This window comes from Sphingomonas sp. 35-24ZXX, assembly GCF_000786215.1.
GTDB lineage: Bacteria > Pseudomonadota > Alphaproteobacteria > Sphingomonadales > Sphingomonadaceae > Blastomonas.
The window spans coordinates 22,581-44,449 of record NZ_JROG01000008.1 but is presented as its reverse complement, the minus strand read 5'-3'; the positions used below and the strand labels follow the sequence as shown (position 1 = coordinate 44,449).

At 64.2% G+C, this 21,869-nt stretch carries 21 protein-coding genes; 8 read left to right on the top strand and 13 right to left on the bottom strand.

Annotation, left to right across the window (positions count from 1 at the left end; all coding sequences use genetic code 11):
- Positions 1–3: 3 nt before the first annotated feature.
- Both LI72_RS14835 and LI72_RS14830 read right to left on the bottom strand, forming a co-directional pair.
- The gene (locus LI72_RS14835) at positions 4–2,205 is read right to left on the bottom strand and encodes a TonB-dependent hemoglobin/transferrin/lactoferrin family receptor (RefSeq protein WP_052129950.1); all 2,202 of its coding nucleotides are present in this window, start codon (positions 2,203–2,205) and stop codon (positions 4–6) included.
- A gap of 190 nt (positions 2,206–2,395) precedes the next feature.
- The gene (locus LI72_RS14830; protein ID WP_033926740.1) at positions 2,396–2,851 is read right to left on the bottom strand and encodes a cupin domain-containing protein; all 456 of its coding nucleotides are present in this window, start codon (positions 2,849–2,851) and stop codon (positions 2,396–2,398) included.
- A 41-nt stretch (positions 2,852–2,892) separates the two neighbouring features.
- On the opposite strand from LI72_RS14830, the gene dapE reads away from it, so the two are divergent.
- Complete coding sequence (gene dapE / locus LI72_RS14825) at positions 2,893–4,047, top strand: succinyl-diaminopimelate desuccinylase (RefSeq protein WP_033926739.1); 1,155 nt, start codon at positions 2,893–2,895, stop codon at positions 4,045–4,047.
- Positions 4,048–4,086: 39 nt separating this feature from the next.
- Here the strand turns inward: dapE and LI72_RS14820 are convergent, their stop codons facing one another.
- The 4 genes from LI72_RS14820 to LI72_RS14805 form a co-directional block, all read right to left on the bottom strand.
- Complete coding sequence (locus LI72_RS14820) at positions 4,087–4,647, bottom strand: hypothetical protein (RefSeq protein WP_033926738.1); 561 nt, start codon at positions 4,645–4,647, stop codon at positions 4,087–4,089.
- Positions 4,648–4,768: 121 nt separating this feature from the next.
- Positions 4,769–5,209 (bottom strand): TIGR01244 family sulfur transferase, encoded by a 441-nt coding sequence (locus LI72_RS14815; RefSeq protein WP_033926916.1) that lies wholly within the window; start codon positions 5,207–5,209, stop codon positions 4,769–4,771.
- 148 nt (positions 5,210–5,357) lie between these two features.
- Positions 5,358–5,714: a hypothetical protein gene (locus LI72_RS14810; RefSeq protein WP_033926737.1), complete on the bottom strand. Its 357-nt coding sequence runs from the start codon at positions 5,712–5,714 to the stop codon at positions 5,358–5,360.
- A complete protein-coding gene (locus LI72_RS14805) occupies positions 5,711–7,540 on the bottom strand; it encodes an ABCB family ABC transporter ATP-binding protein/permease (RefSeq protein WP_033926736.1) in 1,830 nt (609 codons plus the stop codon). Before LI72_RS14805 ends, LI72_RS14810 begins: the two co-directional genes overlap by 4 nt.
- A gap of 256 nt (positions 7,541–7,796) precedes the next feature.
- Between LI72_RS14805 and LI72_RS14800 the strand changes: the two genes are divergently transcribed.
- Positions 7,797–9,584: a tetratricopeptide repeat protein gene (locus tag LI72_RS14800; protein ID WP_156139638.1), complete on the top strand. Its 1,788-nt coding sequence runs from the start codon at positions 7,797–7,799 to the stop codon at positions 9,582–9,584.
- A 715-nt stretch (positions 9,585–10,299) separates the two neighbouring features.
- Here LI72_RS14800 and LI72_RS14795 read toward each other — a convergent pair.
- Genes LI72_RS14795 through LI72_RS14770 form a run of 6 tightly spaced genes read right to left on the bottom strand, consistent with a single transcriptional unit; the run spans position 10,300 to position 14,797 of the window.
- The gene (locus LI72_RS14795; protein ID WP_033926734.1) at positions 10,300–11,232 is read right to left on the bottom strand and encodes an NAD(P)/FAD-dependent oxidoreductase; all 933 of its coding nucleotides are present in this window, start codon (positions 11,230–11,232) and stop codon (positions 10,300–10,302) included.
- Between the two features lie 11 nt (positions 11,233–11,243).
- On the bottom strand, positions 11,244–11,834 hold the full coding sequence (gene metW / locus LI72_RS14790; RefSeq protein WP_033926733.1) for a methionine biosynthesis protein MetW: 591 nt from the start codon (positions 11,832–11,834) through the stop codon (positions 11,244–11,246).
- Positions 11,831–12,988 carry a homoserine O-acetyltransferase MetX gene (metX, locus tag LI72_RS14785; RefSeq protein ID WP_033926732.1) on the bottom strand — a complete coding sequence of 386 codons (1,158 nt, stop codon included), beginning with the start codon at positions 12,986–12,988 and terminating at the stop codon, positions 11,831–11,833. Before metX ends, metW begins: the two co-directional genes overlap by 4 nt.
- A 59-nt stretch (positions 12,989–13,047) precedes the next feature.
- Complete coding sequence (locus LI72_RS14780; protein ID WP_033926731.1) at positions 13,048–13,446, bottom strand: VOC family protein; 399 nt, start codon at positions 13,444–13,446, stop codon at positions 13,048–13,050.
- A gap of 7 nt (positions 13,447–13,453) precedes the next feature.
- Positions 13,454–14,308, bottom strand: coding sequence for an oxygen-dependent coproporphyrinogen oxidase (gene hemF / locus LI72_RS14775; protein WP_033926915.1), 855 nt, complete (start codon positions 14,306–14,308; stop codon positions 13,454–13,456).
- Positions 14,309–14,335: 27 nt separating this feature from the next.
- Positions 14,336–14,797 (bottom strand): tRNA (cytidine(34)-2'-O)-methyltransferase, encoded by a 462-nt coding sequence (locus tag LI72_RS14770; protein WP_033926730.1) that lies wholly within the window; start codon positions 14,795–14,797, stop codon positions 14,336–14,338.
- A gap of 253 nt (positions 14,798–15,050) precedes the next feature.
- Here LI72_RS14770 and petA point away from each other — a divergent pair, with 253 nt between their 5' ends.
- The 6 genes from petA (at position 15,051) to LI72_RS14740 (ending at position 19,584) form a co-directional block, all read left to right on the top strand.
- On the top strand, positions 15,051–15,623 hold the full coding sequence (gene petA, locus LI72_RS14765; protein ID WP_017671760.1) for a ubiquinol-cytochrome c reductase iron-sulfur subunit: 573 nt from the start codon (positions 15,051–15,053) through the stop codon (positions 15,621–15,623).
- A gap of 12 nt (positions 15,624–15,635) precedes the next feature.
- Positions 15,636–16,931 (top strand): cytochrome b, encoded by a 1,296-nt coding sequence (locus tag LI72_RS14760; protein WP_033926729.1) that lies wholly within the window; start codon positions 15,636–15,638, stop codon positions 16,929–16,931.
- A 30-nt stretch (positions 16,932–16,961) separates the two neighbouring features.
- A complete protein-coding gene (locus tag LI72_RS14755) occupies positions 16,962–17,804 on the top strand; it encodes a cytochrome c1 (protein WP_033926728.1) in 843 nt (280 codons plus the stop codon).
- A 210-nt stretch (positions 17,805–18,014) separates the two neighbouring features.
- Positions 18,015–18,488, top strand: a complete 474-nt coding sequence (locus LI72_RS14750) for a hypothetical protein (RefSeq protein WP_033926727.1) — start codon at positions 18,015–18,017, stop codon at positions 18,486–18,488.
- Positions 18,485–18,793: a transcriptional regulator gene (locus tag LI72_RS14745; RefSeq protein ID WP_033926726.1), complete on the top strand. Its 309-nt coding sequence runs from the start codon at positions 18,485–18,487 to the stop codon at positions 18,791–18,793. The genes LI72_RS14750 and LI72_RS14745 overlap by 4 nt, the downstream gene beginning before the upstream one ends.
- A 287-nt stretch (positions 18,794–19,080) precedes the next feature.
- Positions 19,081–19,584 (top strand): SUKH-3 domain-containing protein, encoded by a 504-nt coding sequence (locus LI72_RS14740; protein ID WP_081985058.1) that lies wholly within the window; start codon positions 19,081–19,083, stop codon positions 19,582–19,584.
- A gap of 80 nt (positions 19,585–19,664) precedes the next feature.
- On the opposite strand, the gene LI72_RS14735 is transcribed toward LI72_RS14740, so the two are convergent.
- A complete protein-coding gene (locus LI72_RS14735; protein WP_052129945.1) occupies positions 19,665–21,794 on the bottom strand; it encodes a transglycosylase domain-containing protein in 2,130 nt (709 codons plus the stop codon).
- Between the last annotated feature and the right edge of the window lie 75 nt (positions 21,795–21,869).

Genomic DNA, 21,869 nt, shown 5'->3' with positions numbered 1-21,869 from the left:
GAATCAGAAGCGATAAGTCAACGAGACACTGCCGTTGCGGCCTGGCTGGGTGAAGGCATCGGCGATCGTTGTCGTGCTGGCGAGCCCGCGTACATCGGCCCACCAGGCGTATTTGGCGTTGGTCAGGTTGAACAGGCCCGCGCGCAGCGTCACCGGCCCCAGGGTCACGAACGCAGTGGCATCGAGGATCGTGAATGCATCGGGACGGAAGCACGACGGCGTGCATACCCCGGTGCTGCGCTCATCGGACTTGCGCGCGCTGTGCGTGGCGATCAACTGCCCGCCAAACCGGCCCCTGGGATCGCGCCAGCCGAGCCCGGCGATGAGCTTGAGCGGATCGACCGTGGCCAAAGGCAGGCGCGTGCCCGCCTGCGGGTCGATGACATCGCCCTTGGCATAAGACAGCGCGACCTGGCCGTTGATCCCCGACGTATCGCGCAGCTCCAGCCGCGCTTCGGCGCCTTCGACCTTCACCCGGTCGAGGTTGATGAACTGGAAGACCGCCGGATTGGCGGGGGTGAAGCCGCCGCCGACCACCTCCTGGCTGATGAAATCCTTGTAGCGCGCGCTGAACGCGGTGGCGCTGAGGCTCACCGCCTCGCTGGTAAAGCGGATGCCGCCCTCGATGCTCTCGCTGCGCTCGGGGCCCAGATCGGCATTGGGCCGCGAGGTATAGCCCTGCGCCAGATTCTCGAAGAACTGGTTGATCTGGCTGGGCTCGGGCGCGCGGAACCCTTGCGCGTAATTGGCGAACAGCCGCACCTCCTGGCTGAGCTTGAGCACCGCGCCCATCTTGGGGCTCAGCCGGCTGCCCGACTGGCCGGTGGTAACAAAGGTTGCCGGCAGCAGCGGATCGGCCTGCGGGGTGAGCTTGTAGTGATCGAAGCGCAGCGCCGGAAACAGGGTGAGCGGCCCGACACTGATCTCGTCGCCGACGAACAGCCCGGCGAGCGCATAATCGGTCACCGGAAAGGCGCTGGAGGGGAAAGTCTCGCCCGCAGGCGGCACCGTGCCGTCGCGAAGCCCTTGCTGCCGGGTCCAGCTGGCATCACCGCCGAACACCAACTTATGCTGCAACGGGCCGGTGGCAAAGCGCAGGCGCGCCTCTGCCGCGAGGCCATAGACCCGGTTGTCGAAACGGTTGTCGCGGGTGCGGTCGGCCAGCGGGGTGCGGTCTTCGTGCGTGAACTGGCGGTCCTTCGCTGACTGCCAATAGGCGTTGACCCGCGCCATCTCGAGCGCGCCGGTCCCCTCCCAGATCCAGTCGCCGGCAATGCGCCAGCGCTCGCCGGTGTCGCGCGCGACCAGATTGTCGACTGTGGCCGACCGGCCCGACAGCAGATCGGTGACCATGCGGTTGTCGAGATATTCGCCAGTCAACCGCAGCTTGTGGCCACCGGCGGGGTCCCAGACGATGCGCGCGGTCGCGGCATTGCTGTGCCCGTCCTGCGGATTGGGAGTCGTCCGATTGGCGCCCAGCACGTCATTGGTGCCGCGGTTCTCGAGCTCCTGGAAGTCGCGGCGGCTATAGGAGAACAGCGCCGAGACATCGCCCGATCGCCCCGCGAGGATCGCGGTCTGGGCAAATTCCTCGTCGGCGCTGGCATATTGGCTGCGCACCAGCCCTGCGACCTGCTGGCCCTTCAGGATATCTTCGGGATCGCTGAGCGTGAAGCTCACCGCGCCTGCCAGGCCATCGCTGCCATAGAGCGCTGAGGCCGGGCCGCGCAGGATCTCGACCGATTTGACAAGCCCGATATCAACCGAATCGCCCCGGCCCACGCTTTGCGCGCCGAAGTTGAAGCCCATCGGGATGCGCACGCCATCGACCTGGATCAGCACGCGGTTGCCGCCGATGCCGCGGATGGTGAAATCCTCGTTGCCCGCGCGGCCGGTGCTGCCCAGCGCCGCGCCGAAACGCGCGGGCTGGCGGCGAACGCTGACCCCCGGCTCGAACCGCACCAGATCCTTGATGTCGGTCGCCAGTTCGTCGGCAATCTCTTCATCGGTCTTGGCCGAGATAGTGGCAGGTGCCTCGTCGATGGTGATCGGCGTGCGCGTGGCCGAGACGACGATGGTGCGCCCGTCACCTGCTTCGGCATCCGCCAAAGCATCGGTGTCGGCGCGCGGGGCGGTTTGCGCCTCTGCAGAAAATTGAGCCGCGCACAGCCCCAGCACGGCCACGGAACTCAACCAGCGTGTCATGATGTCCCCTCAAATGATAATGCAAGCGATTCGCATTAGCCTATGAGGTGTTTTGCTGGTGCGGTCAACAGCCGGAACGCACGCAGCGGCGCTACCTGCGCGGTCAGCCGCAGCCATCGGATTGTCACCGGTTATTGCAAAAGGGGGTCAACAATCGGCCGGTCAGCCGGTGAAGGTCGAAAAACCCGCCTCAACGGGGCGAGAAAGCCTCACCATCGCGGCGGCGCTTATCGCCCGCGCCGAATTCGTGCATGTCGACATCGGGGTAATGGCACGGGCCATTGACGCTCTGACCGATCACCACGAACACGCAATCGGCATCGCTTTCGTTGATCAGGCAATGGCCATTGCCATCGTTCTTGGGAAAAGTGGCGATATCGCCGGGATGCAGCGGCGTACGGCCCGAATCGTCGACCAGCACCGCGGTGCCCGATACCATCACCAGCAGCTCGTCCTCGCGTTCGTGCCAGTGGCGGTGCGCCGACCAGGCGCCGGGTTTCAGCACGACATGGCTGGCGGCGAAATCGACCAGGCCCGTGGCGGGTGAAAGCCGGCGGTACCAGCGCTCCTGCACGACATCGGCAAGATGCTCGGGATAGCCGGTGGCGTTGGTCTGGGGGATGGCTTGCAGGTCGACTTTGGGCATGGCGCAATGCTAATGCGGTACCAGTCAAATAGAAAGCCGCCATGACCGACACTGCTCTTGTTGCCGCCGCCCCGCTCGACCTCGCCAGCCGCCTGATCGCGTGCGAAAGCGTCACGCCCGCGCGCGGGGCCGTGTTTGCCTGTCTCGAGGCGATGCTCGAGCCCTTGGGCTTTGCGGTCACGCGCTTCGTCTGCGGCGAGGCTCCTGACGGCCCGGTCGAGAACCTGCTCGCGATCCGGCGGCCGGCGGGCGATCCCGGACGGCATTTTGCCTTTGCCGGGCATCTCGATGTCGTGCCGCCGGGCAAGGGCTGGGCCAGCGACCCGTTTGTGCCGCAAGTCCGGGGCGACCTGCTGCACGGACGCGGCGCCGTTGACATGAAGGGTTCGATCGCGAGCTTCGTTGCGGCGCTGCACGATATCCCGCGCGAGGCCGGCACGATCAGCCTGATCATCACCGGCGACGAGGAAGGCCCTGCCCTCTACGGCACCCGCGCGCTCATTGACCTGATGGTGGCGCAGGGCAATGTGCCCGATCTTTGCCTGGTGGGCGAGCCGACCTCGGTTGCGCGGCTGGGCGACATGGTCAAGATCGGGCGACGCGGCTCGGTTAACATGTGGATCCGCGTCGCCGGCCAGCAGGGCCATGTCGCCTATCCGCACCTTGCGGACAATCCGATCCCCAGGCTGGTCGCGATCCTGTCCGAGATCAAGCGCGTGGTGCTGGACGAGGGCACCGACTGGTTCCAGCCGAGCAATATCGAGGTTACCGACCTCGCCGTCGGCAACCCGGCGCACAATGTCATTCCCGCTGCGGCCGAGGCGCGGATTTCGATCCGCTTCAACGACCTGCACAGCGGAGCCTCGCTGACGCAATTGATTACCGACATCGCCGGAGCCATGGGCGGCAGCGTCGAGGCGAAGATCTCGGGCGAGGCGTTCCTGACCCCGCCGGGCGAGCTTTCGGGGATGATCGCCGATGCGATCCGGGCAGAGACGGGGATCGAGACCGAGCTTTCCACCACCGGCGGCACATCGGACGCGCGCTTCCTGTCGCGGATCTGTCCGGTGGTCGAATTCGGGCTGTGCAACGCGACGATGCACAAGCTCGACGAGGCAGTGGCGATTGCCGATCTGGATGCGCTGACGCGGATCTACCGCCGCGTGGTGCTGGGCGCCCTGGTGGGCACGAGCTGACTGGGGACGTCGCGCAACCTTAGCGCAACCCAGAAACCCTCAATGCGCGGCGTCGCCGCTGACCCATTCCACCCACTCGGGGAAGAACACGGGCGCGCGCAGCGACCAGCCCGGAGCGGTGGCCGCCGCTTCGCTGATCGACTGGAGCAGGATCTTGCGGCGGTCGGGCTGGATCTGCGGCAGCGCGGCGGCGGCGCAATAGGCCGAGGGCAGCCAGGGCCGGACGTCCGCGCCCAGCAGGCGTTCATACAGGAAGCGGAACGACGAGAAGCTCTCGATGCGGCCCTGCGACAGATCGAACGCCGCCAGCCGGACGAGCAGCGCCATGAAATGCTCGAACCCGTCCTCGTGCGGCGCATCGGGCACGTTGCCGCGCAGCAGCTTGAGATCCTGATAGACCAGATAATGCATGCGGATCGAGGCGGTTTCCTCGGCATTGCGGGCCCAGCGCTTGAAGGCATCCTCGCGCGCCAGGCCGATATCGAGCGCGCGCTTGATGTAGCGCTGCGCACCTGGCGAGAAGCTCGCAAATTCGCGTAGTTCAGCGAGCGTCAATGCTGCTGCCGAATTGCCGGACGCCGCGCTGGGATGGCTGGCCATGCCCCATTCTCCTTGCCTTTCCGCAGCGGATGGTCCGCAATCGGAATGGCAAAGGATGGTCACAAGAGGGTTATCATCCGGTTAACCATGATGAAAAACCCCCGATATGGGGCTGGGTGGCTTATTCGACCTGGCCCGACAGCGCATCGAGCATCGGGCGGATCGGGCTGAGATCATAGCCGGCATTGGCAGCCACCCGGGTGAGCTCGACCGGATTGGCACCCTTCTTGGCCTGTGCGAGTGACCACAGCAAGGTCGAGCGTGTACCCGACCGGCAATAGGCCAGCACCTTGCCGCCGCCTGCTTCGGCCTTGCCCAGCGCCGCGATCATCGCATCGACCTGCGGGGCGGAAAAACCGGCATGGGTGACGGGGATGGAAACATAGTCGATGCCGGCAGCGGTGGCCGCTGTCTCGATCTCGGCGCTCTGCGGCGCGGACGGATCCTCGCCATCGGGGCGGTTGTTGATGATCATGGTCACGCCCTGCGCCCTGGCGGCGGCGACCTGATCGAGCGAAATCTGCGGGGAGACCTGGATATCGTCGGTCAGCGGTATGAACATGGGCATCTCTTTCGTGGCAACAGGGGCAGTGGTCATCGATGCCAGGATCGGCGGCATCTGCACGGGCGAACGTTCGGACTGGTTGCGGTCCTTGCAGCCGGGCAGCGCCAGCACAAGGCCGGCCAGCATCAATGCACTCCATCGCGATTCAGTCACGCAAAGGCTCCCAGTGTTTCTCGACCAAGGCGCGCGACGGCGCATCGGTTGCAGGATCGGCCAGAATCGCGGTGTAGCGCTCCTTCAGACCGGCGCAATGCTCGTCCATCATGGCGTTGAGGAACGCTGCGCGCTCTGCATCATACGCCTCTTCCCCGGCAAAATGAAGACAGGCCTGCGCGGCATGGACGAACAATCGGACGCGGTAGCTGGCGCCTGGATGCTGGGCATCGCCGTAGAGATCCGTCCACGCACCAGAGGGGGCGGGGCCCTGTGCCTGGCTGCCATCCCCCTGCGCCGAGGCGAGCAGCAAGGCCGCCGCTGCAATCGATGCGCCAAACCCCGTCATGCCACCACCGCTGCTTCTTCCTTCTCGCGCTCCTGCGCCTGCCGTTCCCACATCGCAGCATACAGCCCGCCGCGCCGCAGCAGCTCGCGATGCGAACCCTGCTCGGCGACGCGGCCGTTTTCCAGCACCAGGATGCTGTCGGCATGGGTGACCGTGGAAAGCCGGTGCGCGATGACCAGGGTCGTGCGCCCTTCGGCGAGCGACTTGAGCGTGCCCAGGATCTCGGCTTCGGTGGCACTGTCGAGCGCGCTGGTCGCCTCGTCGAAGATGGTGAGCGGCGGGTTCTTGAGCAGGGTGCGGGCGATCGCGACGCGCTGCTTCTCGCCACCCGAGAGCTTGAGCCCGCGCTCGCCGACCTCGGTATCATAGCCGCGCGGCAGTGATTCGATGAACGTGCCGATCGCCGCGCCATGCGCCGCGCGCACGATCTCCTCCTGGCTCGAGCCCTCGCGGCCATAGCCGATATTGTAGCCGATGGTGTCGTTGAACAGCACGGTGTCCTGCGGCACGATGCCCAGCGACTTGCGCAGCGATGCCTGCGTGACCTTGGCGATATCCTGCCCGCCGATCAGGATGCGTCCGCCCTGGGGATCGTAGAAGCGGAACAGCAGCCGCGCGATCGTCGATTTGCCCGCGCCCGATGGGCCGACCAGCGCCAAAGTCTGGCCCGGCTCGACCTTGAAGCTCAGCCCGTGCAGGATCTGGCGATCGGCATCATAGCCGAAATCGACATTCTGGAACTCGACCGAGGGCAGCGAGATATCGATCGGCCGTGCGCCGGGGACATCGACGATCTCGGCTGGCGTATCGATGAGGTCGAACATCGCCGCCATGTCGACCAGGCCCTGGCGGATGGTGCGATACACCATGCCCAGCAGGTCGAGCGGGCGGAACAGCTGCATCAGCAGCGTGTTGACCAGCACCAGATCACCCACGGTAAACTGGCCCTGGCTCCAGCCCCAGATGGTATAGGCCATCGCGCCTGCCATCATCAGGTTGGTGATCAGCGACTGGCCGACGTTGAGCAGCGCCAGCGAATTTTCCGATTTGACCGCCGCATTGGCATAGGTGCGCGCCGCATCGCCATAGCGCTTGGCCTCGCGTTCCTCGGCGGTGAAATACTTGACCGTCTCGTAGTTCAGCAGCGAATCGACCGCGCGCGCCAGCTGCTTGCCGTCGAGCGTGTTCATCGTTTCGCGCAAATGGTTGCGCCAGTCGGTTACCATCCGGGTGAAGGCGATGTAGATCGCCACCATTGCGATGGTCGCCAGCACCAGTCCGATGCCGAAGTTGATCCAGAAGATCACCAGCACCGCGACCAGCTCCAGCACCGTCGGGGCGATGTTGAACAGCAGGAAATAGAGCATCACGTCGATGCTCTTGGTGCCGCGCTCGATCACCTTGGTGACCTCGCCGGTGCGGCGCGCCAGATGGAAGCGCAGCGACAGGCTGTGCAGCTGCACGAACACGTTCTCGGCCAGCGTCCGCGTCGCTTCTTGCCCGACACGTTCGAACACCACGTTGCGCAGATTGTCGAACAGCACCGAACCGAGCCGTGCCGCGCCATAAGCCAGCACCGCGATGATCGCGGCCATCGCCATCGTGGTGCCGTCGATGGTCATGCGGTCGACCGCCGCCTTGTAGGCGAAGGGCATCGACAGCACTGCGGCCTTACCGAGCAGCACCATCAGCATGGCCCCGCAGATGCGCAATTTCAGGTCCGGCCGATCGGCGGGCCAGAGATAGGGCAGGAAGCGTCCGAGGGTCTGCCGCATGGCAGGCTGGCTGGCGCTCGCTGCCGGGGGCGCGTGGTGGGGGGAATGCATGATCCCTCCTCGATAGGGGCGATCAGCTAAGGTTCCAAGCCCCTCGCCGTAAAAAGACCTCTAGCCTCAGTCTGGCGCAATGTTACCCGTGAAATGTCGCTTTTTCATTATCAATCTGCATTTTCATGTCACGTTTGATTGCAAAGTTACATTGGCGTCTATATCTTTTAACTGACAGATGCGGAGAGGATATCGATTCCGGGCGCTTCATCCGTTGCTATCGAAGAACAGCCAACACTGAAGGGATTTTACCCAGGTGAACGCGCCACACGATAGAAGCGCAATGCAGGCCGAACTGGCACTGGTGATGGAATCGCCGGAGTTTGTGCGCTCGCCCGTCTTGCGGCGCCTGCTCGAATATCTTGTCCAGCAGACAGCTGCAGGCAATGGCGAGCGGCTCAAGGCCTATCAGATCGCGGTCGAGGGACTGGGGCGCGACGACAGCTTCGATCCGCAGAGCGACAGCTATCCCCGCGTTCAGGTCGGGCGGCTGCGCAAGATGCTCGATCTGCATTATGCCGGGCTCTCGCCCGAACAGGCGGCAGGCCGCCAGCGCATCGTTATCCCGGTCGGCCATTACAATGTCACGCTGGTGCCGTTGGCCGAACCCGCGCCTGTGCCGGGCCCTTCGCCGGTGGCTGCACCCGATGGGCTCTCCGCTGCCGAAGAAGGCGCCGGACCCATGGATTCGTCCGGAGCTCAGCCGGGCCTGGCGGGCGATCGTCTGACCCCGCTGCCTGCCGATCCCGAAGGCATCGACCGCGGCTGGGCCTTGTGGGCCGTGGGCATCCTGGCGCTGCTCGCGCTCGCCTATGTCGTCTGGCAGGTCGCGAGACCCGATGATGGCGAAGAGGCCGCGCGGCGCGACATGCGATCGCAGCTGGCGCATGTGAACATCACCACCGACCCGGTAGCGGGCAACGATGATCTCAATACCGCCGCGCAGATCGCCGAGATGCATCTCCAGCGTTTCGAGATGCTGGCGGTCAGCACCGGCAGCCACAATGATGTCGATAATGGCGACAGTCCGCGCGAATATGCGCTGCTGGTGCGCGGCGCTCCCGGGAATGACGGCACACGAGGCGGGCCGATCTTTCTGACGCTGCGCCACACGGCGAGCGGCACCACCTTGTGGTCGTATGAAATCGATCGCAAGGGCAGCCCAATGGCCGCGCCCGATATCGAGCAGGCCATCGGCACCGGCATTTCCACCATCGCCAGGTCCGGCGGGGTGATCATCCAGCACCAGCGCAAGCTGCTGGGCCAGGATGTCTCGCCAGGCTATCCCTGCCTGGTCCAGTATGACGGCTTCCGCCAGCGTCGCGCGCCCGAGAAGCGGCAGATGCTCGAACAATGCCTTGCTCGGTCGCTGCAAGCCTATCCGGATGAGCCGCTGTTGCTGCAGGCATTGTCTTACATGGAGCTGTCGCGGCCCCAGCGCGCGCAACCCGCGCCGCTCGCGGCGTCCGAGCGCGGGCGCGAACTGGCCGAGGCCGCACTGCAGTATGACAGCAAGTCTGCATTGGCGCAGATCGCGGTCGCTCGGTCGGCATGGGTGCGCGGCAACTGTCCCCGCTCCATCGCGTTCTCGCGCCGGGCGGTGGAGAGCAATCCGCTTGAACCCGATACCCTGAGTCTGGCCGGCAGCTTCCTGCTGTCGTGCGGCGATCCCGTCGGGGCCGAGCCGGTGCTGGAGCGCGCGCGATCAATGAACGAGCAGCCTGGCGGATATCAGATTTCTTCGCTGGTGATCACCCGGGTCATCAACGGCAAGCCCAAGGCTGCGCTCGACCTGGCGCTGCTTGCGGATTCGCCCGAGCTTGAAGCGCAACCCAATTTCCTGCTGGCAAGAGCGCTGGCGCTCGCGGCCAATGGACGCATCGACGAGGCGCGCAAAAACTGGGCCCAGCTCGAGAAATCGGTCGGTGCCAAGCCTGGCACGCCGCCCGCCGATGTTCTGGCGACCTTCACCATCTCGCCCTATTTCGGGCGCCGGATGCTGGCCGAAGCCGAAGCCACGGGCCTGCTGCCCATTCCCGGCTGAGCGCCGCCCCTTTCTCTGCCAAACCGCGATGCTGATTAATGGGAAATTTTCCCAACAGTCAGCATTCGTTCATCTGAGATTTTGGCGCGCTCCACAATAAACCACGGAATTACAACGATTTTTCAAACTGGCACGCCCCGTGCAATGCTTCTGGCATCTCCGGACACACGGTCCGGACCAACCAGAAACACACGAAAGGACACTGCCATGACCATCTTCTCGAACGTTCAGAGCCAGCTCTTCGCCGCCGCTCTCGCCATCCTGACCTCCAGCGTCTTCATCGCTGCCAGCGTCGCTCCCGGCACGATCGTCTGATCTCCACCCCGCCTTCAACCCGCATTCGAAAGGACCACCATCATGAACATTCTCGCAACCGCACTCGCCACCGTCTGCTCGGTCATCCTGGTCGCCACCAGCGTCGTTCCCGGCATCATCGTCTAATCCGCAACGCCCGACCTTCCAGCCTCTCTCTCAATCAAAGGACCCAAGACATGAACTTCGTTGCTTCCGCTCTCGCTGCCATCTCGTCGATCGTTCTGGTTGCTGCCAGCGTCCTGCCCGGCGTGATCGTCTGATCACCGCCTTCCCATCGCATCACTCAAAGGAAACCCCAATGTTCGCCCAGACCTACAGCCAGATTGGTTCGGCCATGCTCGCCATCATGACCTCGGCGCTGTTCATCGCCGCCAGCGTTGCCCCCGGCGCGATTGTCTGATCAACTCTCGACAATCGCTGCCGCGAGCGCCCGGCCCGAGGCCCAGGCGCTCTCGATCCGGGGTCCGATGAGCCAGTCGCCGCTCACCCCCAGCCTCAAGTCCCCATCCCACAACGCCGTCCGTCCCGCCGCGCCCGACAGCGCATAGCGCCAGCGATGCGCCTGCACCGCGAGCGTCGCGGGCAAGGGGCCACCGGTCGCCTCAGTCAGATCCGCCAGCAACGCGGCGATCACCGGCTCGGCTTCATCCTCCAGATGCGCCGCAGACCAAGCCGCCGATCCCTGGATGACCCAGCTTTCCGGCCCGGTCCGGCCGGGCTTGGCACTGTTGCGCGCCGCCCAGCCGATCGCGCCCTGATCGCGCAGGCTATCGGGGCCGAAAGCCACCGGCTCGGCAAAGGCCGCCATCACCGTCCAGCACGGCTGCGAAAGTGTCGCGTCCGCCAGCGCCGCCCATTCGGGCACATGCTGCGCGAGCAACGGCGCGACCTGCTCGGCAGGCACGGCGACGACCACCGTGTCGAACGTCTCTTCGCCCTCGGCATGCGCCAGCTGCCAGCCCGTGCCATCGCGCACGATGCGCTCGATCCGGCAGTTCCAGCGGACGTCGCGCCCTGCAGCTTCAGCCTTGATGATCGCATTCATGCCCGGCGTGCCGACCCAGGCATTGTCGCCTGGGGCCGGCCAGCGCGCGGCGACGCCTTCCGCCTCCCAACGCGCGACGGTTTCAGCAAAACCTGTATCGCGAACGTTGAAATACTGCGCACCATGGTCGAAAAACGCCATGCCTGCTGCGGTTTCGACCCGCCGCGTCGACATCCGCCCACCGGGGCCGCGTGCTTTGTCGAACAGCGTGACCACGTGGCCCGCCTCGGCCAGCGCGCGCGCGGCGGTCAGCCCGGCAAGGCCCGCTCCGATAATTCCGATCTTCATGGCCTTGTCCCTTATCGCCGCAGCAGAAACACCGCGTGCTCCGCAAGCAGATTGGCCAGCCCGCGCGAGGTTGGCTGGCCCCCCGAAAGGAACCACTCGCCATCGCAGGTCCAGCCGCGCTGGGCGATCAGGTCGCGGAAATCGTCGATGCTGACATGGTGGATGTTGGGCGTGTCATACCAGTTTTCCGGAAGCAGCCGCGTGACCGGCATCTTCCCCTGGGTCAGCAGCGACAGCCGCAGCCGCCAATGCGCGAAATTGGGGAAGCTGACAAACGCCTGGCGTCCGATACGCAGCAGCTCTTCCAGCACCAGATGCGGCGCGCGCGTCGTCTGCAGCGTCTGGCTGAGGATCGCATAATCGACGCTGTCGGACGGATAATCGACGAGATCGGTATCAGCATCGCCCTGGATCACCGAAAGCCCGCGCGTCACCGCCGCGCTCACATTGACAGGGTTGAGCTCGAGCCCGCGCGCACGCACCTGGCGGCTGTCGCGCAGCGCCGCCATCAGCGCGCCATCGCCGCAGCCGACATCGAGCACGCGGGCGCCTGGCGACACGTTTTCGGCGATGATCTGCAAATCGGGGCGCAGAGCGGTCAAGCCTTGGACCCCGCGCGCAAAAAGCCATCGACGATGCGGTTCATCTCCGGGTAGTCGAGCAGGAAGGCATCATGGCCGAAGGGCGAGGACAGTTCGACAAAGCTGACTTCGGCCCCTGCGGCATTGAGCGCATGGACGATGCGGCGCGATTCCGCCGTCGGGTACAGCCAGTCGGTGTCAAAGCTGATCAGGCAGAAACGCGTCTTCGTGCCCATGAAGGCACTCGCCAGCACGCCGTCGAACGGCTCGGCGAGATCGAAATAGTCCATCGCGCGGGTGATATAGAGATAGCTGTTGGCATCGAACCGGTCGACGAAGCTGATCCCCTGGTGGCGCAGATAGCTCTGGATCTGGAAATCGGCATCGAAGCCGAAGCTGCTGCCGCTGCAGTCCTGCCCGGTCTTGTCCTGCAGGCGGCGACCGAATTTCTCGGTGAGGCCGGCTTCGGACAGATAGGTGATGTGCGCCGCCATGCGCGCAACCGCCAGGCCCGAGGCGGGCACATCGCCATCGGCATAATAAGCGCCCTTGCGCCAGCGCGGATCGGCCATGATCGCCTGGCGGCCCACTTCGTGGAATGCGATATTCTGCGCCGAATGCCGCGCGGTCGAGGCGATGACCAGAGCGGCGCGGACACGGTCGGGATAGAGCACCGGCCAGCTGATCGCCTGCATGCCGCCCATCGATCCACCGATGACGGCGGCCAGGGTACCAATGCCCAGATAATCGAGCAGCAAGGCCTGCGCGCGGACCATGTCGGCGATCGACAGCACCGGAAAATCCATGCCCCAGGGCTCGCCGGTTGCAGGGTTGACGGTGGCGGGGCCCGACGAGCCCATGCAGCTGCCGATGACATTGGCGCAGATGATGAAATCGCGTGCGGGATCGACCGGCTTGCCTGCCCCGACCAGCCTTTGCCACCATCCGGGCTTGCCAGTGAGCGGATGGGTGGAGGCGACATACTGGTCGCCGGTCAGCGCATGGCAGATCAGCACCGCGTTGCTCTTGTCGGCGTTCAGGCTGCCATAGGTCTCATAGGCAATCTGCACCGGCGCGAGCGCGGCCCCGCAATCGAGCGGCAGCGGGCCCAGCAGCGTGACCTTGCGGTCCAGCCCGAAGCGATCATCAGAAACGGGGGCGATTGCGCTGGCCATGGCGGGTTCGCTTGGCGGCAAGCCGTGCGGCTGTCAATGGGGGGCGGATTGGCGTGCCATCAGCCCGCGAAGAAATTGAGCTCCAGCAGCACGCCATTGGGGTCGAGCGTGAAGATCTGGCGCAGGCCGATGGCATTGACCTCGCTCGCCTTATAGTCCGCGCCGCGCGCTTTCAGCTTCGCCTCCATCTCGGCAAAACCGGTGCAGCGAAAGGCGATGTGGTGGATCGACCCGGTGGGACCGGGCGAGACATCGCGGTCGAACCGGCGCGGGCAATTCACGCTGTTGATATGGATCACCGCCTGACCACTGCGGTCGAAGGCCCAGCGTGCGTTCTGCGGCGTCAGCGGCGGCGGCGCGTCGCGGATCTCGAGGTCGAGCAGCTCGGCATAGAATTGCGCCGTGGCCTGAAGGTCCACAGCGATGATGTTCACATGGTCGAGCCGCTCCACCGTCACGTCCCGATCACTCCCACACGGCTTCGGGCGGCAGGCTCATCAGGATCGCATCGATATTGCCGCCGGTCTTGAGGCCGAACAATGTGCCGCGATCGTGGATCAGGTTGAATTCGGCATAGCGGCCGCGCCACACCAGCTGCTGGTGCTTTTCGGCCGGGGTGAATTCCTGCGCCATCCGGCGGCGGACCAGCGCGGGGAAGATATCCAGAAACGCGCGGCCGACATCCTGGGTGAATGCGAAGTTCGCATCGAACGTCGCCTGATCGGTGCATTCGAGATGGTCGTAGAAGATGCCGCCGACGCCGCGATGGACGCCGCGATGCGGAATATAGAAATAGTCGTCCGCCCACGCCTTGAACTTGTCATGATAGTCCGGATTGTGCTTGTCGCACGCCGCCTGCATCCGGGCGTGAAAATCGTCCGTATCTTCCGCGTAAGGCAGCGGCGGGTTGAGATCGGCTCCCCCGCCGAACCACGCCTTGGTGGTCACTAGAAAACGGGTGTTCATATGCACCGCAGGAACGTGCGGATTCGACATATGGGCGACCAGGCTTATTCCGGTCGCAAAGAAGCGTGGGTCTTCCCCTGCGCCGTTGATCGATTTGGCGAACTCCTCGCTGAATCGACCCTCGACGGTCGACACGTTGACGCCGGCCTTCTCGAAGACCTTGCCCTTGATCAGGCCGCGCACGCCGCCGCCGCCGTGCGAGCCATCGGCTTCGGTCCGGTCCCAGGGGCTGTACTCGAAGCTGGCGTCGCTGCCGGCTTCGCGCTCGATCGCAGTGAATTCGGCGCAGATCGCGTCGCGCAGGCTTTCGAACCAGGCCCGCGCTGCAGGCTTCTGTTCACTCCAATCGGTCATCATGCTCCCCTTGTCGGCGGCGGGCCTTCAAGCCTCGCCCAGATGCCGTGTCTGCCGCAGCGCTTCGCCAAGCGCAATCCCGGTAGCAACCGATATGTTCAGCGAACGGACACCCGGCGCCATCGGAATGGTGGTCAGAAGATCGCAGGCATCGCGCACATGCGCCGGAACGCCGGCGCTTTCGGACCCCATCAGCAGGATGTCGTTGTCGGCAAAGGCGGTGCGATAGACGCTGGATGTCGCCTTGGAGCTCATCAGCACCAGCCGCGCACCTTGCGCCCGCACGAAATCCTGGAACGCCGCCCAGTCGGCATGGCGGCGCATCTCGGCCAGCGGGCCGTAATCCATCGCGGCGCGCTTCAGGCGCTTGTCGTCAAAGACGAATCCGCACGGTTCGATGATCTCCACCGGAACCGCCATGCAGGCGGCCAGACGCAGGATGGCGCCGACGTTTCCGGCAATTTCGGGCTGATAAAGGGCAATGCGCATGGTGCTGCTTTAGCGAACCGCACGCCCAAGTCACAGGGCTTGTGGCACCGCCCGGCACGTTTGCAGGCAGCCATCGGCATCATTGAAAACAACTATGCTGCGATGCGCCAATTTCGTTGTTGGCAAAATGACGGTTTTGCGTCTATCAGGCGCGCAATCATGCGGACGGGCCAGGGGCAAAGCCGTGCCATGCCGCTTCCAAAATCTAAAATAAGCTTTTACTTTTCAATAGCTTGAGGGTCAGGTTAGCGACATGGCAGAACAAGTCACGATGAATCAGGATGGCACTGCAGCGATCGAATCCGATGGCGTGCGTCGCCGCGATTTCATCAACATCGCCGCAGTCAGCTTCGCGGGCGTGGGCGGCGCCACGGTTCTTATCCCGCTCATCACGCAGATGGCGCCCAGCAAGGACGTCCTGGCGCAGGCCTCGACCGAGGTCGACGTGTCGGCTGTCGAGCCGGGCCAGGCGATCAAGACCGTCTGGCGCAAGCAGCCGATGTTCATCCGCAACCTGACGCCGGCGGAAATCGACGCCGCGAACAAGGTGGATGTGGGCTCGCTGCGCGATCCGCAGACGCTTGCTGAACGTACGCTGGAAGGCAAGACCAACTGGCTGGTTACCCTGGGCGTCTGCACCCATCTGGGCTGTGTGCCCCTGGGTGCGGCACAGGGCGAAGTGAAAGGCGAATTCGGGGGCTATTTCTGCCCCTGCCACGGTTCGCATTACGATACCGCTGCACGGATCCGCAAAGGTCCGGCCCCGACCAACCTTGTCGTGCCGGAATATGAATTCCTGTCAGACACTGTCATCAAGATCGGTTGAGGAGCATAGAATATGAGCTTTTCCTGGGCCAAGCATTACGAACCGAAGTCCGATCTGACCAAATGGCTGGATCAACGCCTGCCGCTGCCGCGGCTGGTCTACGGGGCGATCGGTGGCGGCTATCCGGTGCCGCGCAACCTGAACTATTTCTGGAACTTCGGCGTTCTCGCCGGGGTCGCGCTGGTCATGCAGATCGTGACCGGCATCATCATGGCGATGCACTATGCACCCAACGCATTGGTCGCCTTTGATTCCACCGAACACATCATGCGTGACGTGAACTGGGGCTGGATGCTGCGCTATGCGCACGCCAACGGCGCCAGCTTCTTCTTCATCGTCGTCTATATCCACATCTTCCGCGGGCTGTATTTCAGCTCGTACAAGGCGCCGCGCGAAATGATCTGGCTGCTCGGCCTGGTCATCTTCCTGCTGATGATGGCGACCGCGTTCATGGGCTATGTGCTTCCCTGGGGCCAGATGAGCTTCTGGGGTGCCAAGGTGATCACCGGCCTGTTCGGCGCGATCCCGCTGGTAGGTGAACCGATCCAGACCTGGCTTCTGGGCGGATTTGCGCCTGACAACGCCGCGCTGAACCGCTTCTTCTCGCTGCACTATCTGCTGCCGTTCGTGACCGCCGGTGTCATCATCCTGCACATCTGGGCGCTGCACATTCCCGGCTCGTCGAACCCGACCGGCGTGGAAGTGAAGTCGGAGTCGGACACCGTGCCGTTCCACCCCTATTACACCGCCAAGGACGGCTTCGGCCTGGGCGTGTTCCTGATCCTGTTCTGCTCGGTGCTGTTCTTCGCGCCGAACTTCCTGGGCCATGCGGACAACTACATCCCCGCCAACCCGCTCTCGACGCCGGCGCACATCGTTCCCGAATGGTATTTCTGGCCGTTCTACGCGATCCTGCGCGCCTTCACCTTCGACTTCTTCATCGTGCCTGCCAAGCTGCTGGGCGTGCTGGCGATGTTCGCTTCGATCCTGCTGCTGTTCTTCCTGCCCTGGCTGGACCGTTCGCCGGTGCGTTCGGGCAACTATCGTCCGCTGTTCAAGATCTTCTTCGGCATTCTGGTCGCAGACGTTCTGCTGCTCGGCTATCTGGGCGGCGCTCCGGCTGAAGAGCCCTATGTGATGCTCAGCCAGCTGGGTTCGGCTTATTATTTCGCCCACTTCCTGATCATCCTGCCGATCATCTCGAAGATCGAAAAGCCCAAGCCGCTGCCTTTCTCGATCACGGAAAGCGTGCTCGGCAAGAGCAGCACCGGCACGGCAGGCGGCCCCGCGCTGCAGCCCGCCGAGTAACGCCAGAACCCATAAGGAAAGTCATTCGACATGATTCGCATTGGTGCATTTTTGGTGGGGCTGTTCTTCAGCGGCTGGCTCATCGTCTCGTTTGGTGTGGGCGCAGCCGCCTACATCAGCGAGCCGCCGCAGGAAACGGCGGAGCATGCCTTCCACCTCGAACCCAAGAAGCTTTCGCTGGCCAGCGACGGCCCGATGGGCAAGTTCGACCGCCAGCAGCTGCAGCGCGGTTTCCAGGTGTACAAGGAAGTGTGCTCGGCCTGCCATTCGATGCGGCTGGTCTCGTTCCGCAACCTGGCGGAACTGGGCTATACCGAAGACGAAGTGAAGGCGATCGCCGCCAACTGGCCCGCCCAGACCCCGTCGATCGATCCGGCCACCGGTGAAGCGACGACGCGCAAGCCGCTGCCCGCCGACTATATCCCTTCGCCGCATGCGAACGAAACCGCGGCTCGCGCCGCCAACAACAACGCCCTGCCGCCTGATCTTTCGCTGATCACCAAGGCGCGTCACGGCGGTGCACCCTATGTGTACTCGCTGCTGACCGGCTATCAGGAACCGCCGGCTGAACTCGCCAAGCGCTTCCCCGATGCGATGCCGGGACCGGGCCTGAACTACAACCCGTACTTCGCGAACCTCAACATCGCGATGGCCAACCCGCTGGGCAGCGACGGCATCGTCACCTACTCGGACGGCACCAACGCCACCCGCGAGCAGATGGCCAAAGACGTCGCCGCATTCCTGGTGTGGACCGCAGAGCCCACGCTGGAAAAGCGTCACCAGACCGGCTGGGCCGTGCTGGTCTTCCTGATCATCGCGACGGGCCTCGGCTACATGGCCTATCGCAACGTCTGGGCAGGCGTGAAGCACTAAGCTTCCAGCCTCTCAGAGCCAAACAAACGATCCGGCCCGGAAGTGCGAACTTCCGGGCCGGATTGCGTTTGGGGGGCGGGTTTGTCCGCGTCTGTTCGGGACTGGATGCTCGGGCAGCCACTTTTGCGCTCACCACCCGGCCTGACGCTTGCTTTCCAAATTGGAAAGAAATGACTTGCCAGATTGGAAAGTCAGGGTTATCGAGTTTCCATGATGGAAAACGATCACCGCACCATGAACCCGAAAGACGCGGCCGCCGCGCTCGCACAGGTCGAATTGGCTCAGACACGACTGGCCGCGCGCGCACACTGGCCCCTGTACCGCCACGCCCTGTTCGGACTGGTCGAAGGGTTGGTGGTCGCCGCCGTAGCCCAGCCGATCGCGCACGCTGGCGCATTGTTCGTCGTGGCGATGGGGCTGCTGGTCCTGTGCGTGCAGGGGGACAGGCGGCGCGATGGCATGTTCGTTTCGGGCTGGCAGCGTGGCGCCACGTTGCCGCTGACGATCCTGATCGTCCTGTTTGCGCTCGCCATGGCCTGGGCGTCCGCCAGCCTTCGCGATGGTAGTGTTATGGTGCCTATGGGCTATCTGCTGGGCGTCATCACCTTTGCGGTCTGCACCGCAGCGAGCCTGCGCTGGGAAAAGGTGTACCGGGCCAATCTGTCGGAATCGGGCCAGCAGTGACCGGCAGGCTGGACACCATCCTGCATCCTCCTGCGCGGCTGCAGATTGCAGCGCTGCTGGCCCGCGTTCAGGAGGCCGAGTTCGCCACGCTGCGCGACCTCGTGGAGGTGAGCGATTCGGTCCTGTCCAAGCACCTGTCTGCGTTGAAAGAGGCCGGCTATGTCGACCTGCGCAAGGCGGCGCTGGATGGTCGGCAGCGCACCTGGGCCTCATTGACACGCGCCGGCCGCCAGGCCTTCGCCTCGCATCTCGCCGCGCTCCACGATCTGGTCGCCAGCGCGCAAGTGGCGATCGCGGCGGATTGATTGGTGATCTGCCTCAAAAGTCCGTAACTTGTGAGGGCGAGCTGCCTTGCCGCCTGACAACCTCCGCTCAGCCCTGAAACAAGTTCAGGCCAGGTTCTGAGCCGTGGTTTTCAGCCCGCGCAGTCGAAGGACCCGCGCCCACGCTGGCCATATAGCGGGGCCTTCGACAAGCTCAGGCTGAGCGGAGGTGGAGGGTTTTCGATAGATCTCCGAAGAGGCATCTCGTCGGCACACGAACTCATTGTTGACATCTTGTCACTCAAGGCGAATTTGTTAATCTCGCAAGTGTGTCGCTTGTCCCTACTCATCTAGAAAACAGGCTAGAGGAATCTGGCTGGTATCGAGGCCGGTGCATTACAGTCGATAATCGCGTGCCAGTCTCGCACCCCGCATATCTTGTGCTTGCCGAGCTTAGCGGGCTTCAGGTCTATCGATTCAACGATAGCTATGAGGTTTGTGAGGTCGATTTCCAGTTCGTGCCCGAAAAGCTTGATCTCACTGAGCGCTGGGAGGCTGAATTAGGTACGGAATTGATTGGATTCGCCGAGCATCATAATGGCCACGGCGAATTGCTAATAAGCGCCACCGGTCGTGTGTTTGGCGGCGGTCGCGTTGGTTCGGGCTTCTGGTTCGTTGGTAGCACGTTCCAAGAGGCTTTAATGAACCTCATGGCTGGCATCCCCTTCCGTCCCATGCTTTTGCAAACTGACACGTCGGTTTCGCTTTATGGCCGCACATACACGCATGCAGACCCCGAGGTGCTGCATGCGATGTCACCGGAATTGCGTTAGCGGTGCTGGCTGCATTGCCCCTAGTGCCTCCCAAAGGAAGCTACCCATCGCGACCGTGGACACGGACGCGCCGCTTCTAGCTACTGCCCTTCCTCATCCCGCAACCTTGGCGCGACGCGTTCGTCCTGCGGGTTGGGGGGCGGCCTGCGCACCGGCGGGCGCGGCTCGGCCTGGCGAACCTGCGGGCGTTGCGGGGCAGTATCGCGGCCGAGAGCGCGGTCGATGAAGTTCTCGTCGAGCCGTTCGGGCTGCGGTGCCTCGCTCGGACCGTCGTCGGGCGCTGGGCCGGGGCCGCCGCCGGGCTCTACCGGATTGCCGTTCTCGTCGATGAAGATGACATCGTCGGGCGAGCCGAAATAGGCCTCGTCATCGGGCTCGAGCTGCCATTCGGGGAGCTTGAGTTCGGTCTCGAACGGCTCGACCTTGCGCTTGGCGACTGCCACTTTCATGAACGATGCAAAGGCGCGCGCGGGCGCGGTGCCGCCCTGCAGCCCGCCGACGGGGCGCGCATCGTCGCGGCCCATCCACACGCCGGTGGTGATGCCGCTCGAAAAGCCCAGGAACCAGCCATCCTTGTTGCTGTTGGTCGTGCCCGTCTTGCCCGCGACCGGCCTGCCGATCTGTGCGGCGCGGCCAGTGCCGACATTGACTGCAGTCTGCAGCAGGTCGGTCATCCCGGCCGTGACATAGGGCGGCACCAGCACCTGGCTCATGTCGGCTTCGTGCTGGTAGAGCAGTTCGCCCTTGCTGGTCGTCACCTTGGTGATGCCGTAAGGCGCGATCGCGACGCCGCCTGCGCTGACCCCGGCAAAGGCGCGGACCATGTCGATCACGCGCACCTCGGACGACCCCAGCACCATCGAGGGCAGGGTGGTAATGGGCGTAGTGATGCCGAAGCGGCGCGCCATGTTGGCGATCGTGCTGGTGCCGACATCCTCACCAATGCGCGCGGCGACGGTGTTCTTCGAATAGGCAAAGGCGGTGCGCAGCGAGATGTCGCCGGCATAGCTGCCGCCGCTGTTGCGCGGGGTCCAGCCGCCAATGGTGATCGGCGCGTCGGTGACGATGTCCTCGGGCGTATAGCCCGCTTCCAGCGCGGCGAGATAGACGAACAGCTTCCACGCCGAACCCGGCTGGCGCAGCGCGCTGGTGGCGCGGTTGTAGTTGGAGGTGACGTAATCGGTGCCGCCGACCATCGCGCGCACCGCGCCATCGCGGTCCAGTGCCACGAGCGCGCCTTGCGCGCCGCCCGGAACGTTCGCCTGGATGGCGTTGGTGCCCGCGCGCTGCATCGACAGGTCGAGCGTGGTCCACACCACGATCGGCTCGCCATTGTCCTCGATTAGCGTATCGAGCTGCGGCAGCGCCCAGTCGGTGAAATAGCGTACCGAATTCTGGCCCTTTTCAGGCGCGAACTCGACGCCTTCGAGATCGGCCTCTGCGGCCTGGGCCGGGGTGATCGTTCCGACATCCTGCATCACTTGCAGCACGACGCCCGCTCGGCCGATCGCCGCTTCGCTGTCGGCGGTGGGCGAATAGCGCGACGGTGCCTTGACCAGCCCGGCGATGATCGCGGCTTCGGCCAGCGACAGGTTGGTGCCGTCATGGTTGAAGAACTTGCGCGCGGCGGAATCGACGCCATAGGCCCCGCCGCCGAAATAGACCTTGTTGAGATAGAGCTCGAGGATCTGGTCCTTGCTGAACTTCTGCTCAAGCGCGAGTGCCAGCACGCCTTCGCGGATCTTGCGGGTGTACGACCGGCTGTTGCTGAGGAAGATGTTGCGCGCGAGCTGCTGGGTGATTGTCGAGGTGGCGCGCAGCCGCCCGCCGCCGCTCGCGGTGGTGAAGATCGCGCGGCCGATTCCGATCACGTCGACGCCGGGGTGATAGGAGAAGCGCCGGTCCTCGACCGAGATCATCGCATCCTTCATCACCTGCGGGATATCCTCGATATCCAGCCATTCGCCGAAACTCGGGCCCAGTTGCATGATCTCGGTGCCGTCGGCGGCGCGCACGAGGATCATCTGGCCATTGGGCGAGGATTTCATGTCCTGGAAGCTGGGCAGCGACCCCATCACGGTGATGACCGCGACGATCAGCCCGATCAGGCCGAAGATCGCGGTGGCGCCGCCGATCTTGACGATCCGCCAGAACCACAGGCGTGCGCCGCCCTTGGGGGCAGATTTGCCGCCCTTGTCTTTCACCGCCATGCCTTGTTGGCCCCTGTCATCCCTGCCACGTCATCCTTGCCACGCAATTGCTGATCCTCCCGTGGCAAAGCGCCG

Coding starts and splice junctions, on each gene's coding strand:
- LI72_RS14835 (WP_052129950.1), bottom strand. CDS start 2,205: ATGACACGCTGGTTGAGTTCCGTGGCCGTGCTGGGGCTGTGCGCGGCT.
- LI72_RS14830 (WP_033926740.1), bottom strand. CDS start 2,851: ATGCCCAAAGTCGACCTGCAAGCCATCCCCCAGACCAACGCCACCGGC.
- dapE (WP_033926739.1), top strand. CDS start 2,893: ATGACCGACACTGCTCTTGTTGCCGCCGCCCCGCTCGACCTCGCCAGC.
- LI72_RS14820 (WP_033926738.1), bottom strand. CDS start 4,647: ATGGCCAGCCATCCCAGCGCGGCGTCCGGCAATTCGGCAGCAGCATTG.
- LI72_RS14815 (WP_033926916.1), bottom strand. CDS start 5,209: ATGTTCATACCGCTGACCGACGATATCCAGGTCTCCCCGCAGATTTCG.
- LI72_RS14810 (WP_033926737.1), bottom strand. CDS start 5,714: ATGACGGGGTTTGGCGCATCGATTGCAGCGGCGGCCTTGCTGCTCGCC.
- LI72_RS14805 (WP_033926736.1), bottom strand. CDS start 7,540: ATGCATTCCCCCCACCACGCGCCCCCGGCAGCGAGCGCCAGCCAGCCT.
- LI72_RS14795 (WP_033926734.1), bottom strand. CDS start 11,232: ATGAAGATCGGAATTATCGGAGCGGGCCTTGCCGGGCTGACCGCCGCG.
- metX (WP_033926732.1), bottom strand. CDS start 12,988: ATGGCCAGCGCAATCGCCCCCGTTTCTGATGATCGCTTCGGGCTGGAC.
- hemF (WP_033926915.1), bottom strand. CDS start 14,308: ATGACCGATTGGAGTGAACAGAAGCCTGCAGCGCGGGCCTGGTTCGAA.
- LI72_RS14770 (WP_033926730.1), bottom strand. CDS start 14,797: ATGCGCATTGCCCTTTATCAGCCCGAAATTGCCGGAAACGTCGGCGCC.
- petA (WP_017671760.1), top strand. CDS start 15,051: ATGGCAGAACAAGTCACGATGAATCAGGATGGCACTGCAGCGATCGAA.
- LI72_RS14760 (WP_033926729.1), top strand. CDS start 15,636: ATGAGCTTTTCCTGGGCCAAGCATTACGAACCGAAGTCCGATCTGACC.
- LI72_RS14755 (WP_033926728.1), top strand. CDS start 16,962: ATGATTCGCATTGGTGCATTTTTGGTGGGGCTGTTCTTCAGCGGCTGG.
- LI72_RS14750 (WP_033926727.1), top strand. CDS start 18,015: ATGATGGAAAACGATCACCGCACCATGAACCCGAAAGACGCGGCCGCC.
- LI72_RS14735 (WP_052129945.1), bottom strand. CDS start 21,794: ATGGCGGTGAAAGACAAGGGCGGCAAATCTGCCCCCAAGGGCGGCGCA.